23 protein-coding genes are annotated in these 14323 nt (G+C 42.1%); 21 read left to right on the top strand and 2 right to left on the bottom strand.

Annotated features, from left to right (window positions below; translation table 11 throughout):
- Nucleotides 1-2 precede the first annotated feature (2 nt).
- The 9 genes from FAZ19_RS19820 (at nt 3) to FAZ19_RS19785 (ending at nt 4828) form a co-directional block, all read left to right on the top strand.
- On the top strand, nt 3-266 hold the full coding sequence (locus tag FAZ19_RS19820) for a hypothetical protein (protein ID WP_136822504.1): 264 nt from the start codon (nt 3-5) through the stop codon (nt 264-266).
- Nucleotides 263-601, top strand: a complete 339-nt coding sequence (locus FAZ19_RS19815) for a hypothetical protein (RefSeq protein WP_136822503.1) — start codon at nt 263-265, stop codon at nt 599-601. Before FAZ19_RS19820 ends, FAZ19_RS19815 begins: the two co-directional genes overlap by 4 nt.
- On the top strand, nt 591-1292 hold the full coding sequence (locus FAZ19_RS19810; protein ID WP_136822502.1) for a hypothetical protein: 702 nt from the start codon (nt 591-593) through the stop codon (nt 1290-1292). The genes FAZ19_RS19815 and FAZ19_RS19810 overlap by 11 nt, the downstream gene beginning before the upstream one ends.
- Nucleotides 1289-1903, top strand: a complete 615-nt coding sequence (locus tag FAZ19_RS19805; RefSeq protein WP_136822501.1) for a 3'-5' exonuclease — start codon at nt 1289-1291, stop codon at nt 1901-1903. The genes FAZ19_RS19810 and FAZ19_RS19805 overlap by 4 nt, the downstream gene beginning before the upstream one ends.
- Nucleotides 1904-2048: 145 nt before the next feature.
- Nucleotides 2049-3248: a DNA cytosine methyltransferase gene (locus tag FAZ19_RS19800; protein WP_136822500.1), complete on the top strand. Its 1200-nt coding sequence runs from the start codon at nt 2049-2051 to the stop codon at nt 3246-3248.
- Entirely contained in the window at nt 3227-3364 is a 138-nt protein-coding gene (locus FAZ19_RS23980) for a hypothetical protein (RefSeq protein ID WP_169305715.1), read from the top strand. Before FAZ19_RS19800 ends, FAZ19_RS23980 begins: the two co-directional genes overlap by 22 nt.
- A complete protein-coding gene (locus FAZ19_RS19795; protein WP_136822499.1) occupies nt 3361-4335 on the top strand; it encodes a phosphoadenosine phosphosulfate reductase domain-containing protein in 975 nt (324 codons plus the stop codon). Before FAZ19_RS23980 ends, FAZ19_RS19795 begins: the two co-directional genes overlap by 4 nt.
- Before the next feature lie 11 nt (nt 4336-4346).
- A complete protein-coding gene (locus FAZ19_RS19790) occupies nt 4347-4571 on the top strand; it encodes a hypothetical protein (protein ID WP_136822498.1) in 225 nt (74 codons plus the stop codon).
- Between the two features lie 56 nt (nt 4572-4627).
- The gene (locus FAZ19_RS19785; protein WP_136822497.1) at nt 4628-4828 is read left to right on the top strand and encodes a hypothetical protein; all 201 of its coding nucleotides are present in this window, start codon (nt 4628-4630) and stop codon (nt 4826-4828) included.
- Here the strand turns inward: FAZ19_RS19785 and FAZ19_RS19780 are convergent.
- The gene (locus FAZ19_RS19780; RefSeq protein ID WP_136822496.1) at nt 4821-5090 is read right to left on the bottom strand and encodes a hypothetical protein; all 270 of its coding nucleotides are present in this window, start codon (nt 5088-5090) and stop codon (nt 4821-4823) included. The two genes, FAZ19_RS19785 and FAZ19_RS19780, sit on opposite strands and share 8 nt — an antisense overlap.
- Nucleotides 5091-5413: 323 nt before the next feature.
- Here FAZ19_RS19780 and FAZ19_RS19775 point away from each other — a divergent pair, with 323 nt between their 5' ends.
- From FAZ19_RS19775 to FAZ19_RS19735, 9 genes are all read left to right on the top strand, one after another.
- Entirely contained in the window at nt 5414-5953 is a 540-nt protein-coding gene (locus FAZ19_RS19775) for a hypothetical protein (RefSeq protein WP_136822495.1), read from the top strand.
- Nucleotides 5954-5962: 9 nt separating this feature from the next.
- Nucleotides 5963-6151, top strand: coding sequence for a hypothetical protein (locus FAZ19_RS19770; RefSeq protein WP_136822494.1), 189 nt, complete (start codon nt 5963-5965; stop codon nt 6149-6151).
- Entirely contained in the window at nt 6129-6371 is a 243-nt protein-coding gene (locus FAZ19_RS19765) for a hypothetical protein (protein ID WP_136822493.1), read from the top strand. The genes FAZ19_RS19770 and FAZ19_RS19765 overlap by 23 nt, the downstream gene beginning before the upstream one ends.
- 252 nt (nt 6372-6623) lie before the next feature.
- On the top strand, nt 6624-7064 hold the full coding sequence (locus FAZ19_RS19760; protein WP_136822492.1) for a hypothetical protein: 441 nt from the start codon (nt 6624-6626) through the stop codon (nt 7062-7064).
- A gap of 80 nt (nt 7065-7144) precedes the next feature.
- On the top strand, nt 7145-8272 hold the full coding sequence (locus tag FAZ19_RS19755; protein WP_136822491.1) for a head maturation protease, ClpP-related: 1128 nt from the start codon (nt 7145-7147) through the stop codon (nt 8270-8272).
- Nucleotides 8273-8331: 59 nt separating this feature from the next.
- Nucleotides 8332-9546, top strand: a complete 1215-nt coding sequence (locus FAZ19_RS19750) for a hypothetical protein (RefSeq protein WP_136822490.1) — start codon at nt 8332-8334, stop codon at nt 9544-9546.
- A 62-nt stretch (nt 9547-9608) separates the two neighbouring features.
- Complete coding sequence (locus tag FAZ19_RS19745) at nt 9609-10073, top strand: hypothetical protein (RefSeq protein ID WP_136822489.1); 465 nt, start codon at nt 9609-9611, stop codon at nt 10071-10073.
- Nucleotides 10074-10098: 25 nt separating this feature from the next.
- Nucleotides 10099-10662 (top strand): hypothetical protein, encoded by a 564-nt coding sequence (locus tag FAZ19_RS19740; RefSeq protein ID WP_136822488.1) that lies wholly within the window; start codon nt 10099-10101, stop codon nt 10660-10662.
- 3 nt (nt 10663-10665) lie between these two features.
- Entirely contained in the window at nt 10666-10875 is a 210-nt protein-coding gene (locus FAZ19_RS19735) for a hypothetical protein (protein ID WP_136822487.1), read from the top strand.
- Nucleotides 10876-10903: 28 nt separating this feature from the next.
- On the opposite strand, the gene FAZ19_RS19730 is transcribed toward FAZ19_RS19735, so the two are convergent.
- Entirely contained in the window at nt 10904-11155 is a 252-nt protein-coding gene (locus FAZ19_RS19730) for a hypothetical protein (protein WP_136822486.1), read from the bottom strand.
- Nucleotides 11156-11314: 159 nt separating this feature from the next.
- On the opposite strand from FAZ19_RS19730, the gene FAZ19_RS19725 reads away from it, so the two are divergent.
- From FAZ19_RS19725 to FAZ19_RS19715, 3 genes are read left to right on the top strand one after another with little or no spacing between them, the layout of a single operon-like run.
- Nucleotides 11315-11905: a hypothetical protein gene (locus FAZ19_RS19725; RefSeq protein ID WP_136822485.1), complete on the top strand. Its 591-nt coding sequence runs from the start codon at nt 11315-11317 to the stop codon at nt 11903-11905.
- Nucleotides 11898-12575, top strand: coding sequence for a hypothetical protein (locus tag FAZ19_RS19720; protein ID WP_136822484.1), 678 nt, complete (start codon nt 11898-11900; stop codon nt 12573-12575). The genes FAZ19_RS19725 and FAZ19_RS19720 overlap by 8 nt, the downstream gene beginning before the upstream one ends.
- Nucleotides 12562-14202, top strand: coding sequence for a hypothetical protein (locus FAZ19_RS19715; RefSeq protein ID WP_136822483.1), 1641 nt, complete (start codon nt 12562-12564; stop codon nt 14200-14202). The genes FAZ19_RS19720 and FAZ19_RS19715 overlap by 14 nt, the downstream gene beginning before the upstream one ends.
- The last annotated feature ends 121 nt before the right edge of the window (nt 14203-14323 follow it).

Genomic DNA, 14323 nt, shown 5'->3' with positions numbered 1-14323 from the left:
AAATGGAAAATAAGACTTATCAGATAACGCAATTTTTTGCAAATCAGAGTTTCGGGTACTTATACTTTGAATTACCAACTGGTGCCTCCGAGGAAGATATTAAAACAAAGGCGCTGGAGGTACAACGGGCTGATCGAAAAAAAAGGGCGAATAGCGGACTTTACTTATTCGGTGCGCCGATGGAACGTCCTACCATTTTGATCATGGAATGGGAATCGGGATCTATAGTTAAAAAGGGTATTAATCTAAAAATAAAATGGAGATGAAGAAAAAAACATTGATCATAGGATCACAAGGTAGTGGTAAGACTACTAAAGCCAAAGAGCTTGTTGATAATAGCGGGCTGAATTGTCATTTTTTATTATCGCATAGTGTGCGCTATTTATTCGATGTACCACGTAAAAGGGATGCGGAAATCCTAATTATTGATGAGATACGTTCTGTTCCCGAATTGGAGATAGCATTGGACTATGTAGATAAAGTGAACCTTCCGGCTATATTCATAATGCAGGCTGATTATTATTCATTTGACAGCACCTCTTTGCCCTGGGCTGTTGAAAAAAGGTTAGACCAAATAATCGATTTGAAAGATGGCAAATAAACCAATATTATTCAGTACGCCTATGGTAATGGCTAACCTGGAAGGAAGAAAAACGCAAACTCGTCGGATCGTTAAAGGATTGCAAAGTGATTCGGATTCTTTTAAAACGATATCCTTTAAAAGAAGGCTTTGGGATTCGAGCAAAGAAGCTGCGCCGGGACCACTGGAAACGAATGCAATATTCGTGAACGATAAGGGTGAGGGATACAAGGTAAAAAGTAAATACCAGGTGGGTGATGTGATGTGGGGTAGGGAAAGTTTTTTTATCGCAGAGATAGAGAGACCTGAATCTATCACCGATGATATAATTCTTCATTACGAGTACAGGGATGGCACTTGTTCCGAAAATCCAGTACGGATTTTACATCACCCTGAACCATTTGTTTGGAAACCTTCTATCCATATGCCTAAAGAGGCTGCGCGGATCTTCCTAGAAGTAACTGATGTCAGAGTGGAACGGTTACGTGATATATTTCATCGCGATGCAAGAGAGGAAGGCGTCGATTATGTCGAGGGTAAAACATGCCGCTTATACTTCAATTATTTAACGCTGGATTATGGATGTAATGAGTTGTTTTCCTTTATGACGTTGTGGCAATCTATCAATGGTATTGAATCTTGGGAAAAGAACCCGTGGGTATGGGTGTACAAATACAAAGTAGTGGATAAACCTAAAGACTTTTTATCATGACCTACGCCGAATTACTAAATGCTGAAAAGCAACGAATTGACAACCTTAAATCTAATGTAATGTTCAAAAAGAAATATACCGATGTGATGATCGATCTCGAAACATTGGATACCAAACCCAGTGCCGCCATATTAAGTATAGCTGCTGTGGCATTCAACATCGAAACGGGAAATATCTGCGATGATGTTTTTTATAAAAAACTGGATTATCGCGATCAGTTTGATGATGGGCGTACTATGTCCGTTGATACGATAATGTGGTGGGCGGATCAGGATCCGGCTGTACGCAAAGAGGCTTTGGGCGGTAAGGAAAAATTAGCGTATGCGCTTTGGGAACTGGAAGGATTTTTTAAAAGAAACTGTGTCATTGCGAATGTACGGGTGTGGGCTTATTCGCCAGCATTTGACTGTGTGATATTAAACCATGCTAACGCAGGATGCGAAGATCTTTGGAAATACTACAATGAGCGTGATGCGCGGACCTACGTAAATATTTGCCCGGATGTGGTGGAAAGTCTGCAGCTGGTACAAACGCATCACCCAGTTGATGATTGCCTAGTGCAGATCGAAGAGGTGTGTGCGGTATATTGGGTGTTAGGGAGGGCTATATAATGACATCGCACAAGCTCACAGTTAGTCAGATCGACGAAATGTACAAACTTTTTAAGACTGGGCAATTTAGTCTTAAGCAGCTGGGTGAACGTTTCAATGTGAATGCTACTGCTGTGAGCTATCAGATAACTAAGAAATTAAAGAAATGAACCACGCATCACTATTTTCGGGTATAGGCGGTTTCGATTTAGCTGCTGAGTGGATGGGATGGAATAACTTATTCCACTGCGAAATAAACCCTTTTGGACAAAAAATACTAAAACACTATTGGCCTAATGCAAAATGCTATGAAGATATCAAAACAACAGACTTCACTATTTACAGAGGAATCGTCGACATATTATCCGGGGGATTCCCATGCCAACCTTTCAGCGTTGCCGGAAAACGAAAAGGCACGGAAGATGACCGTTACCTCTGGCCGGAAATGCTCCGAGCTATTGACGAAATCCGACCAACTTGGGTTGTTGGTGAAAATGTTGCTGGTCTCGTCAGTATGGTACAACCCGAGGCTTACAAAACTCATGTGGAAAGCCAAGCCGATTTTTTCGGAGAAGTTGACGAAGAAATTGTATCGGAGTACCAACAATATGTTGTCGAAACAGTTTGTGCAGACCTTGAACGAATCGGATATTCAGTCCAACCGATTGTTATTCCAGCTTGTGCCGTCGGCGCGCCGCACAGAAGAGATAGAATCTGGTTTATTGCCAACCGTGCAGACACAGGGACTGAAGACATGCGAAGATCGGAAAAGTGTTTTTATGGATCTAAGGTTGTTGCCAACGCCCACGGCATCGGAAGGAAAGAGAGGGGGACAAAAGGTAACAGCGATGACAAAAAAGAGACCATCCGGGCAGATATTCACCAGCAATTTATCGGAGCTAGCACGGAGCAACCTTTTACCGACACCTACGACGATGGATCATATGTCTCCAAAAACGGACAAAGCAGTTTTAAAAGAAATGACGGAAACGCGGCCCGGGAGAATGATGTTATCAAATCTCAGGGATGTAGTTGTACGCCAAATGTTGCCTACACCAACCCAACGAGACCACAAACCAAGTGTAAGTCCAAATGCACTATTCCGGGCGAGCGGAAAAATGAGATCAGATATATTAATCAATATTCCGGTGATGATAGGGGAACATTGTCAACAACGGGATGGGAAAACTTCCCAACTCAACCCCCGGTTTGTAGCGGAAATGATGGGGTTCCCTTCGGATTGGACGGAATTACCTTTCCTCAATGGAGAACTGAAAGTATAAAGGCCTACGGCAATGCGGTAGTGCCTGAGGTGGTATTCGAAATTTTTAAAGGTATAGAACAATGGAGATATACGCAGAAATAGAAACGATAGAATCGTTCATAAAATCCGAATATACTGACGGTAAAATGAATGAAGAAGTAGCAAGGGAGTTGCTACGTATGACAATGGAATTGAAGGATAAAGTATTAAACCAATGAAAAATAGCTATGATAAATATATCATCGCGTTTTCCGGGGGAAAGGATTCTATTTCCTTGGTGCTTTATTTGCTTTCTATTGGGATACATCCGTCTAGGATTGAACTATGGCATCACGATATTGATGGCGGATCGGATGAAGCTACATTTATGGACTGGGAGTGTACGCACGATTATTGTCGAAAGTTTGCCCAAGCGTTCGGTATTGAGATCTATTTCTCATGGAAAGAAGGCGGATTTAAGCGCGAAATGCTGCGTGATAATGCTAAGACTGCACCAACTTGGTTTGAATGTCCAGGTGGTATACTTAAAAAAGTTGGTGGTGTACTGGGAAAGCTCGCCACACGATTAAGATTTCCCCAAGTTAGCGCAGATCTCAAAGTACGTTGGTGTTCGGCTTATTTGAAAATCGATATATGTGCTACTGCTATTCGTAACCAGGAACGTTTTAATGGATTGCGGGTTTGCGTATTGTCGGGCGAACGTGGGGAGGAATCGTCTGCGAGAGCAAAGTATAATATTTTTGAACCGGACCGGTCAGATCTTCGAAATGGGAAAGTGCCACGTGTTATAGACCGCTGGAGGCCATTGCGCGACTGGACCGAAAAACAGGTGTGGGACATTATTAAACAATACCGGGTTAGGGTTCATCCATGCTATTATATGGGTTGGAGCCGCTGCTCATGTAAGTTTTGCATTTTTGGTAATGCTGACCAGTTTGCTAGCGCAAATGTCGTAAGCCCAAATATTGCATCGGAATTGATCGCATATGAAGATCTTTTTGGCGTAACCATGAAGCGAAATACAGATTTAAAAACGCTAATCCAGTGCGGAAATCCATATCCAAATATTACCAAAGATCTAGCTACTATAGCTACATCAAAAGAATACACTGAACAAATAATTTTTAACGATCATGAGGAATGGTTGTTACCAGCTGGCGCATTTGGCGAAAGTTGTGGACCTAATTAAATTTTAAAACTATGAAAAATACAAAAATAGAATTAATGGTAATGACCATGCTCTTAGGTATACTTATTTTTTCATCCTGCGAAAAGCCGGATCTACCTCGATATGACCAACCCGATTATGCAATGCTATTTATTTACGATCAGGATGGTGAATTGGTATATGCCAGCGGTGTAATGCCGCTGGACACGGTGGAAGTTGGTGGGTATAAGATCGTGTATCGGAAGCGCAGTTTTTAGCTGAATGGTACGGTAAACCGTAAATGAGAAATGAATCACTAATTTATATTTGAATAATGAAAATAACATCACAAGAGTATATTATTGATGCCATACAGGAGGCTTTAAAAACAAATACTACAGGCATAGGCATAGCTATGAAGTGCGATATAAGACGAGAAAAAGAGTATATAACTATAGAGCCTAAAAGAGGCCAGACGCTTTCTTTTGTAGATGTATTTTGGCTGGGATACTTTGTTAGAGAGTATGTCAACTAGATTTACCTGGTGTTGTCCAGCTGTCAACGGCATGTTCAGGGATAGGGGTTTCTTTGTTAAATATCTCCGATATAACATCTATAAGGTCATCGGGAATTCCCCTATTTTCCCATTTTGTTTTGTCATGGTATAGCCCTTTGTAAAAGTGGGTTGTTTTCCCGTTTGCCCATGTAACCTTTGCGTAAATAGTACCCAGAAGATTGAGCACAATGTATTCGAATGTTGTTGTCTTTCCTCTTACTGTAATGGTTGCTGATTTCATTTTGCAAATTTAGTTAATGTTAAAGTTTATGAAGCCACTCATCGAGTGGTTTTTTTTATTTTTATACTTGTTTTCTCAAATTTCCTTATTTTGCTTGGACACGTTGGACATACTGGACATAGCAATGAATAGATAGTTATATATGTATGATTATTAATATATTATCTATTATTATACCATATATTTATTGCTTTATTGTCGTTAAATCGTGTCCAACCGTGTCCAGTCATGTCCAATATATTTTTTACGTGTCTTTTTTGTATTAATTGTTTGATATGTAATGATTTATATTGATTATATTTGGTAAACAATACCAAATCGTTATGTCTAATCTTATCCGTCTAACCGTAGAGCCTCATGTACAGACTTATGTACAACATTTATTTGGTCCGCAATTGATTCTATCTGATGATAACGTGATCACCTTGCTGCTTAAGCGGGTGATGGAGCCGTTTGATAAACTGGATCCGGGAAAGGTTCGCCCATGTCGTAAACATGATCTTGGTGGATGGATTGATGTATATGTGTCGGATGGCATGTTGCGCAAATACGGTGGATTCATTTCGAATGAAAATATCAAGGGATTTTCGCGTACGATGGATACGATCATTAAGCAGGAGATGTACCGCTGGTGCCATCACCCGAATAGACCGGATAATTTTGTGGATTATAACATTCGCCGTTTTATCGATTATTATGAGTTTTCGGAGGATGATCTGACGTTTGATAATTTAAAACGCTGGTATTACCGCGAGCGCCAGCGCCTGGACAAAAGGAAAGGGGAAATTAAGGATACGGTGCTTACGATCCCGATGATGTTGCACGAGGCTATTGTGAGCAATAAGCAGATTGCGTTGTTTTAGAAAAATAAGATGAAACCATATACCATAAAAATCGGTTCTCCTAAGCTTAAGGCAGTAAAAACGGATCACGTTCCTGGTGCTAGCAAGGGTGTATCTAAATATGACAAGTTAATCACTAAAAATGCTAATCGTAGTGGTAAAAAATCACTTAGGCAGCGTGTTAAAAATGATTTAAATGAAACGGTTTTTCGCTTTTAAAGGATCTATATATTATCCCGAAGGTGGAATGCATGATTTTATTGGCGATTTTGATAATATTGAGTCGGCGTTAAGATCGATCATTGATTCATATGTGAAAGAATTTGAACCGGTAGCAGTAAATTACGAATCTATTGAAATATTCCTTAAAGAAAAACGCTCTATGAATTTTGAACAAATTTACGATTCTCATACTCGTATGTATGTTTTTGAACACTAAAAGGACTAATTGAAATAAAATTTGGACATGACTGGACACAAAAACCAGTGTCTTTCGGTAGTCTTGGACACAACTTGGACACAAAATTCAATATCCTAAAAATATAAACATCTCATATTTAGTGTTTTAATATTTTCGAGAGACAGCCGTGTCCAATATGTCCAATGGTTTTTGTGTGTTTTGGCTGTCACTCACTACAACTTTTAAAAATTTGTCCTTTCCCCACTCTTTTTTCGTTCGTCATTTTGTTTCATGGGAAAGTTATTCGAAATGTACGAAGGTGATAATGTTGGTGGTATTGCTACGCTCCAAATTGCGCACGTCACAGACTTTAAAAGTTTTAATCCGGTTGTCTTTCATCCGGGGAAAGCCTGGCGCGAAATTGAATTGTATCCCGATTCGGGATTAATGAAGTCGGATGTGCAGCATGGTGATAATGGAACGTCGTACAGCTACGCCGGTAGTTTTAAGATCCATCACCAAAATAAAAAAATAGAAAATATCCTGGATAAGTATATCGGCCCGGTGTCGGTAATGCGTGTCACGGATATGAATCGCTATGCGCAGGTGATCGGTTCGCCGCTGGAACCTGTCACCTTATCCCGATCGGCTGATACGGGATCGAAACCTACGGATCTCAATCACAATCAATTTTCGTTTACGGTAGCGCAGTTAAACGCGGCTTTATCGTAGGTGCGCTTTGTGTCCTTTGGGGCGTGTGGCGCTATTGGGATATTTGAGCTTTCAAAGTAGACGGATTTAGTGAGAGGGATATGAGACAGAATTTTTTTGCGGTGTTGAATTCGAGTTCGCCGAATGTGGGGGAGATTAAGATTTACGGGGTGATCGGTAGTTACTGGGATGAAAACACTGCAAATGATTTTGTTCGTGTTTTTTCGAATTTGGAAAAAACCTGTGATCGTATCAATATCCACATCAATTCGCCAGGCGGAAATGTTCACGAGGGGTTGCCGATCTGCAACGCCATTAAAGCATCAAAAACAGAGGTTCATACGTACGTAGATGGCATTGCTTATTCAATGGGTGCCATGATAGCGATTTCTGCTAAGAAAGGCCGTGTGCATATGGCTAAGGGATCATTACTTATGCTTCATTCGGTGTCGACTTGGATGTACGGTAATGCGCAGGCGCTCCGCGATGAGGCGGATGTGCTGGATAAATATGATGATGTGCTGGGTGGACTGATCGCGGTACGTACGGGTAAGGAAATGGATGCCGTGAAAGCGGATTACATGGATCATAAAGATCATTATTTTACGCCAGCGGAAGCGGTCGCGGAGGGCTTGGTGGATTTCGTGGAGGATTACGAGGCGGAGGATATGCCGGATAATGTGCAGGATATGTCGCACGGACAGATCGCCGCTTGGTACGATGCGCAAATGGAAGAGCCTAGCGAGGGAATGCTGGCAAAATTAACAAGTCGATTAAAATCGGCTTTCGGAAAGCAAATTAATAATGACAATATGTTTGGGGATAAATTTTCAAAGTTGGGCGCGCTGGCTAAAGTAGCAGTGGCATCCATTACGGCTGCGCAGCTGGAGGATATCAATGCGCAGATTAAGGAAGCAAAGGTGGAAGGTGTTACTGTTGTCTTGGATTCGGAACTGGAAACCGTGCGCAATGAAAACGTAACGTTAGCGGCTGATAAAACGGCGCTGGAAACGGCTAAATCAACGCTGGAAGCTTCTATTGCAACGAAGGATGCACGCATTACGGCATTGGAAGCGGAAGTGGCGGCGCTTAAGGGCAAACCAGCGTCTGAATCTGGAACACCGGAGGCTAAAGGCGATGATAACATCCCGGAAGGTGGGAAGGAAAAGAAAGATGAATTCCGTACATCGGTGGATGACTGGGCGAGACGCATTTTAGCGGACGAATAGCCGGTAATTATTGGGGTGCAGTGAAATTGAATTAGTGGGATAATAATTAGTATAAAGGAATGAAAAATTTATTTTTTGGCTTGTGTGCCTTAATTTTTTTAATGGGGGTGATTAGTACGGCCACGGGTAGTCCGGCTGTAGCGTGTGGGATTGGTGCATTGTCGATCGTGAGTGCATTTATCCCAAAAGTGCAGGGTGTATTATTGTTTAGTAATATTTCTCCTGATGTATCAGCTCTATCGGCGTATGCTGGTAAGTTTCAGAAAAAGATATATCGGAAATTTGAAAATTCGTTGGATTTTTTTAAGGATCTGAACACTTATTATAATGTGAAAAGTGCTACGAATCTGACAAAGTTAGCAGTGAACGGCGAACCTAGACCGTTTACAGGTATTTTTAGTCCTCCATCTGGTGATATCGTCTATAGTGATCAAAAGTTGACAGTTGATAAGTGGCAACGAGATTTTCAAGTTATGCCCGATAATTATCGGGGTACCTATCTAGAAGATCTGCGTGGTGCTGGTGAGAATGCAAATAATATGAATTTTCCATCGCATGTGTTCGATGCAGTAGCGGAAACATTAGCTGGAAATATAAATGACGTCGTGCCCTGGCATGGTGTAGGTGTAGATGGTTTTGAAGCATTTAATCCCGCTACAGCTTATGCCGTAGGTGCATTTGTTAAATATACTGTAGGAGATGTTCTTAAATATTATGAGGTCAAGACGTTGACTATTGCGGGGGAGACACCGATTTCCGCACCTGATAAGTTTATTAGCGGCCAGGTGAAAGCGATAACGGAAGGGTTAGGAACTAAATTACGTAAAGCACGTACGAATGGTCTAATTCCTAATGTAGCATCTACTGGAGTAATTACTAAAGCCGATGCGTATGAGCAATTGCTCTCAGTATGGTATGAAGCTCCTGAATGGGTGAAGATAAAGGGCGGTACAATGCGGATATCGTATAATGTGCTGGAATTACTTCTGGCTTCATTTCAGGACATTTCTAAGTACACGGAAAAAGACGGGACCTTGACATATCTTCCATTGACGAATAAAAAATGTAAGTTATTGCCATGTAGCTGGATAACTAAGTCGGATATGGTAACAGTATCTCCTGATCATAATTTGTTAGCAGCTACAGACCTAGAATCTGATTATCGTGTAATTAGAACCATTCCGCAAATGTTTCATTTGGATTACTCCATGACGGGTGTTCTTGGTTTTGGTATTCAGGACTTTGATGTGTTATCGATCAACGATCGTAACTAGGTTTGATTTGGTAGCTGGCATGTGCTGGCTACCTGCATTTATTCATTGAAAAATAGACTACAATGGGAAAAATAAAATTTAAGGATTTGGCGGAGGCACAGGAGGCATACGACAAATTAAAAGAGCAATACGACGCGGACGGAACGGGGTATAAAAAGTTAATGGCGGAGCAACAAACGACTTTAGGTAAGTTGACCAAAGCGGAAAAGGATCTTGGTGATGGTGCAGCTGTTAACGAAAAGCTAAAAGCCGCACACGATGCGCTCAATGAATCGATAAAGCAAAAGGATGCTGATATCGCGACATTGACGAAGCGCGCGGAAGATGCGGAGAAGGTCGCTAAGGATGCAATTGACAAAGTTAATTCGCAGCCAACAGTTGAGGATTTCACGGTAAAAGTTGACGGTAAAAAATACCGAGTTAATTTTGGTGTGAATGGATTTTCGCGATCCGAACTGAAAGATAAGAAAGATCTTTTGGAGAAATTAGTTAGAATCGAATCCGGGGCGTTGACCTTGATCGATTAATTGTTTACGTTAATAATGTATTGAAATGAATTACGATACTATTACAGATTTAAAGGCTGGATTTACCGATGGCGATGACAACACGTCCGGTATCGCTGAATTGGCCTACTTCATCCCATACTCATGGTTTGAAGATATAAAAGAACCGGATCCAGCAGCCACAACTGCAGCTGGTATCGTCACCATTACAGGTAACCACGTTCTGAAGGCAGATAAGTCGCCTATTGAGATCCAGCCACTATTCGAAAAGTCGGGATCTACAGTTGCGATGGAAGGTGAAATACTTTCAGGTATTTTTAATACGGGTGCTGAATTCTTTTTGCCAAATATCAATGCGCAGAATCTAGGTACCGCACGTGCTATCAAAAATTACCGTGGTATTTTCTTGGTTCGTCGGATTGGTCAATCCACTGGTTTCTTCCAAATAGGCGCAAAAGAGATTGCTGCGTATATCCGTAACATTGAAGGTGGATTGGGAACCGGTCCTACTGGTGAGGTCGGTATTAAGTTTACCGCTGGCGCGTATGGATTAGCTCCGTATTTTGTTTACGAAGGTGAATTGCCAGCGCCTGCAGCTGGTGGAGGATAGTATATGGCAAAGCTGGGTTGGATAGTCAGTCCGGCTATTGCTGGACACTACGAAGTCATTAACACGACATCGCCGATATTGCATTCCAAAATCGGTGATGTTGATTTTCGAAAGATTACACTGGCGCAAGCAGATCAGATATTTGCAAGAGGTACCATGTACCTCAAAAAAGTAAAGCGTAAAGTGAGTAAAGCAAAAACGCCAGCTGTGTAGCTGGCGTTTTTACTTTCGACGGTGATATTTAAAGATATTCTACCCCCAACTGCTGTAACTTTTTATATAATTCCGTTTCAGGTTTTAATATTATTGAAACTGTGTAGGTTTTAACGACGATTTCGTTATTGTCATTGAATACCTCAAAAATTTCTTTCATCCCACCTGCAGAATTTTTAAGAGTTACATGTAGCTTTTCTGATTCCTTTTTTATTTCCGCTACGTAATGTTTGACTGTTTCGTCAATTCCAGTAATTGTAAAATTTCTTATTGCTATCATAATTTGTATATATTTATAATACAAAGATAATCTTTAAAAACACTCCACTTTCCCCATTTTTACAACAAAAATTCACTGGAAATTTAGGCAATAGATTCAATCCGATTTACGTTTTTTATGTCCTTTCCCTGATACTTTCCCTTTCGGATTTTTGGGGTTATGGAGAGGGTGAGAAAGTGGCTGGAGGATCCGGCATATGATGATGGCGTGCGCCTATATAATGAAATCGGAAGTAATGATTTCCTAAAGAGCATCTTCCGCCAGGGGGAAAACGAATATAACCGTAAAAAGCTATTTGATGAGCTTTACGATCTACTACCGGAAAAGTCGGAATTTTCGGAAATACCGGAATTTCCGGCACCGGGCAAGCAAAACGATTTCTTACTAAAAAAGCTAAGGCATGACCGCCAGCAAGTATATAGGCAAATCGATGCCAATATGTTTGCATTGCGCCAGGCTCGATCGGATGCGTCCCGCAAAGAGCATGCTTTTCAGATCCTGCGCCTACAACGGAAAAAGCAAAACATACTGGATGATATCGATCACTTGGAATTGCACGGTACTTTACCGCCGGCAACGAAAAAAACGGAATTTACTACGCCGGAAATCCAACGCCTATACGTACAGATCTGGAAAGTCCGAAAACGATTAGAACGCACGGATCTGCGCAACCGAGACAAAAGCCAAAAGTTATTGGATGATAAGCTAGCATTGCTTAAAAAGTTGAGAGAGGAGGCTAACCATGTCTAATCTACGGCCTAAAGATGTGAAAGGATCGACTGTACTGGATCGTATTCTGAAAGCATTCCTGTCAAACAAATTAGACGATCTATCGGAAGATGATGCCTTTGTACTGGAACGCATTACCGAAGTGGATAACAGACTTCGCAAAGGATATATTGTCAGCGAACCACGGATATCGGTTTTAACGGGTGAAACCTATCAGCATAGCTATAACCGTCCTTATCGAAAAAAAGAACTAGCAGAATGGCAAATAGCACAATTTGGGGTGTCTCTTTCACAAGCTTATATGGATATCCAAATGGCGGAAAAGTTTTGGTTAACAACCGAAAGCCGCCCGGATAAGGAATTTGCCCGCGGTATGATGATCCATTGGGGGGAAGATGCGATGGCCAAAGCGCAGGCTGATGGAGATCACCGTGCGGCCGCAGCCTTTTACAAGGAGGTAGCAAAGATACGCGGATTGGATAAACCGGATGTTGAAGGTTTTAATCCCGAAGATTTCCACCCGATCCGTCCAGTTATTGTTGCGGATCCGTCAGAATTAGGATTTCCAATGGTCGAAAATTCGGATATGGTTGTGGCCAACCTATTGAAAGAACTGAAAAAAGGTGTCATTGAAAAAATCGCTGAAGATGCGGAAGAAATAGAAGGGGAAGATAGCGATGGTACTGTATAAGGATGTTAAGTTATGGTGGAACAAACCACAACAGCGGTCTATATACGTATCGGCCAAAGAAGAGTATGGCGTATGGGGACGGGCAACGGGTAAAACGCAAGGCCCCATTGCTTACCGTTCGTCGCACGCGGCGAACGTAATGCCTCGTGGTGCTACGGGCGTAGTGGGTACAACGTATATGCAATTACTGGATCGTACGTTACCGCCTTTGATAAAAAGCTGGGAGCGGCTTGGTTATGTTGAGGATCTGCATTTCTTTGTTCGTAAAAAACCACCTGCAGCGTTTAAGATCAAACCCGCTATTTATCCGGTGCTGCATTATGAACATTCTATTACCTGGTACAATGGACATGTATTTCACCTGATATCGCAGGATCGTCCCGGACTAGCGAACGGTAAGAACGTTGATGCCATTATCGCGGATGAGGCACGTTTTCTAAACCACCAGCGCTATATGGATGATATTGCGCCGATCAATCGCGGTAACTTGGAATACTTCGGGCAAATACCCGAACATCACATGATCACGATGTTTACCGACATGCCTACGGATCCAAAAGGGCGTTGGATCCTGGATAAGCGGGAACAAATGGATAGCGATATCGTTACGAAGGTCGTGCGCTTGCAATATGAGCTTAATATATTGGAGCAACGTTTTTCGGAAGCAACTACGACCGAAAGCAGAAAGTATCTATATCGTAAAATCCGTGAATACGGTGCAGTACTGGGCCATCTCCGAAAAGGACTGGTGTACTATTCCGAGGCATCCAGTCTGGACAATATACAGATACTGGGAGAAGAGCAGATCCGCCAGTGGCGGCGTGAATTGATATGGCCTGTATTCCGTGCAGCTGTATTGAATGAACGTACCATTACCACCGAAAACGGATTCTATCATTTGCTAGATAGCGACTACCATACATACGATCAATTCGATTATGGATACATCGAAAGCCAGGGCATATGGCTACCCAATGGCTTGGTGAAGGATTGCAGGATGGATGCGGATCTGATCAAGGGTGCGCCCATCGATATCTCATTAGACTATAATTCTAAGATCAAATCATTGGTATGTGGACAGGAAACACGGAACTTCTACCGTGTATTAAAGTCGATGTATGTTAAGCGTGAAGATAGGAAGGTACTGGATGACTTGATTGACGAATTCTGTACCTATTATAAGCATCACGACACGCACCACGTGATGTTTTACTATGATCATACGGCTAACGTTACGGACGCGACACGGCTTGAAACATTGGCGGACATGGTAACGAAGCGTTTCGAAGATAACCAGTGGACCGTGTCACGTATATACATTGGGCAACAGCCCACGCATGCTATACGGTACCGTATGTGGGAATCAATCTTAGCGGAACGTGATACCCGATTTATGTCGGTGCGCTTCAATAAGGTCAACTGCGATTCGTTATTGACATCGATGCAACAGACCGGCGTGCGTGTAGGTAAGAACGGATTCGAGAAGGATAAGCGACCGGAGCAGAACTCCGCCGTAAAGCCCGAAGATGCACCACACCTGGGCGATGCGATGGATACATTGTACATCGGTAAGTTCAATACTACCTATGGTTACAGTACAGCCGTGGGCGAACTGATCGTGTCCTAGTCGAGCGCACGCGGAGGCGTTTCATATATCGTCTTTTTTTTGCTCTTTACTTTCCCTTAAGGATAGTGCGTGGCGGGGTCATCTGTCTGTCACCTGCGAAGTGTTTTGTCGATTTTCGAGG

The organism is Sphingobacterium alkalisoli (assembly GCF_005049105.1).
Classification (GTDB): domain Bacteria; phylum Bacteroidota; class Bacteroidia; order Sphingobacteriales; family Sphingobacteriaceae; genus Sphingobacterium; species Sphingobacterium alkalisoli.
Note: the sequence above shows the minus strand (reverse complement) of the source record. Positions and strands in the feature narration are given on the sequence as shown.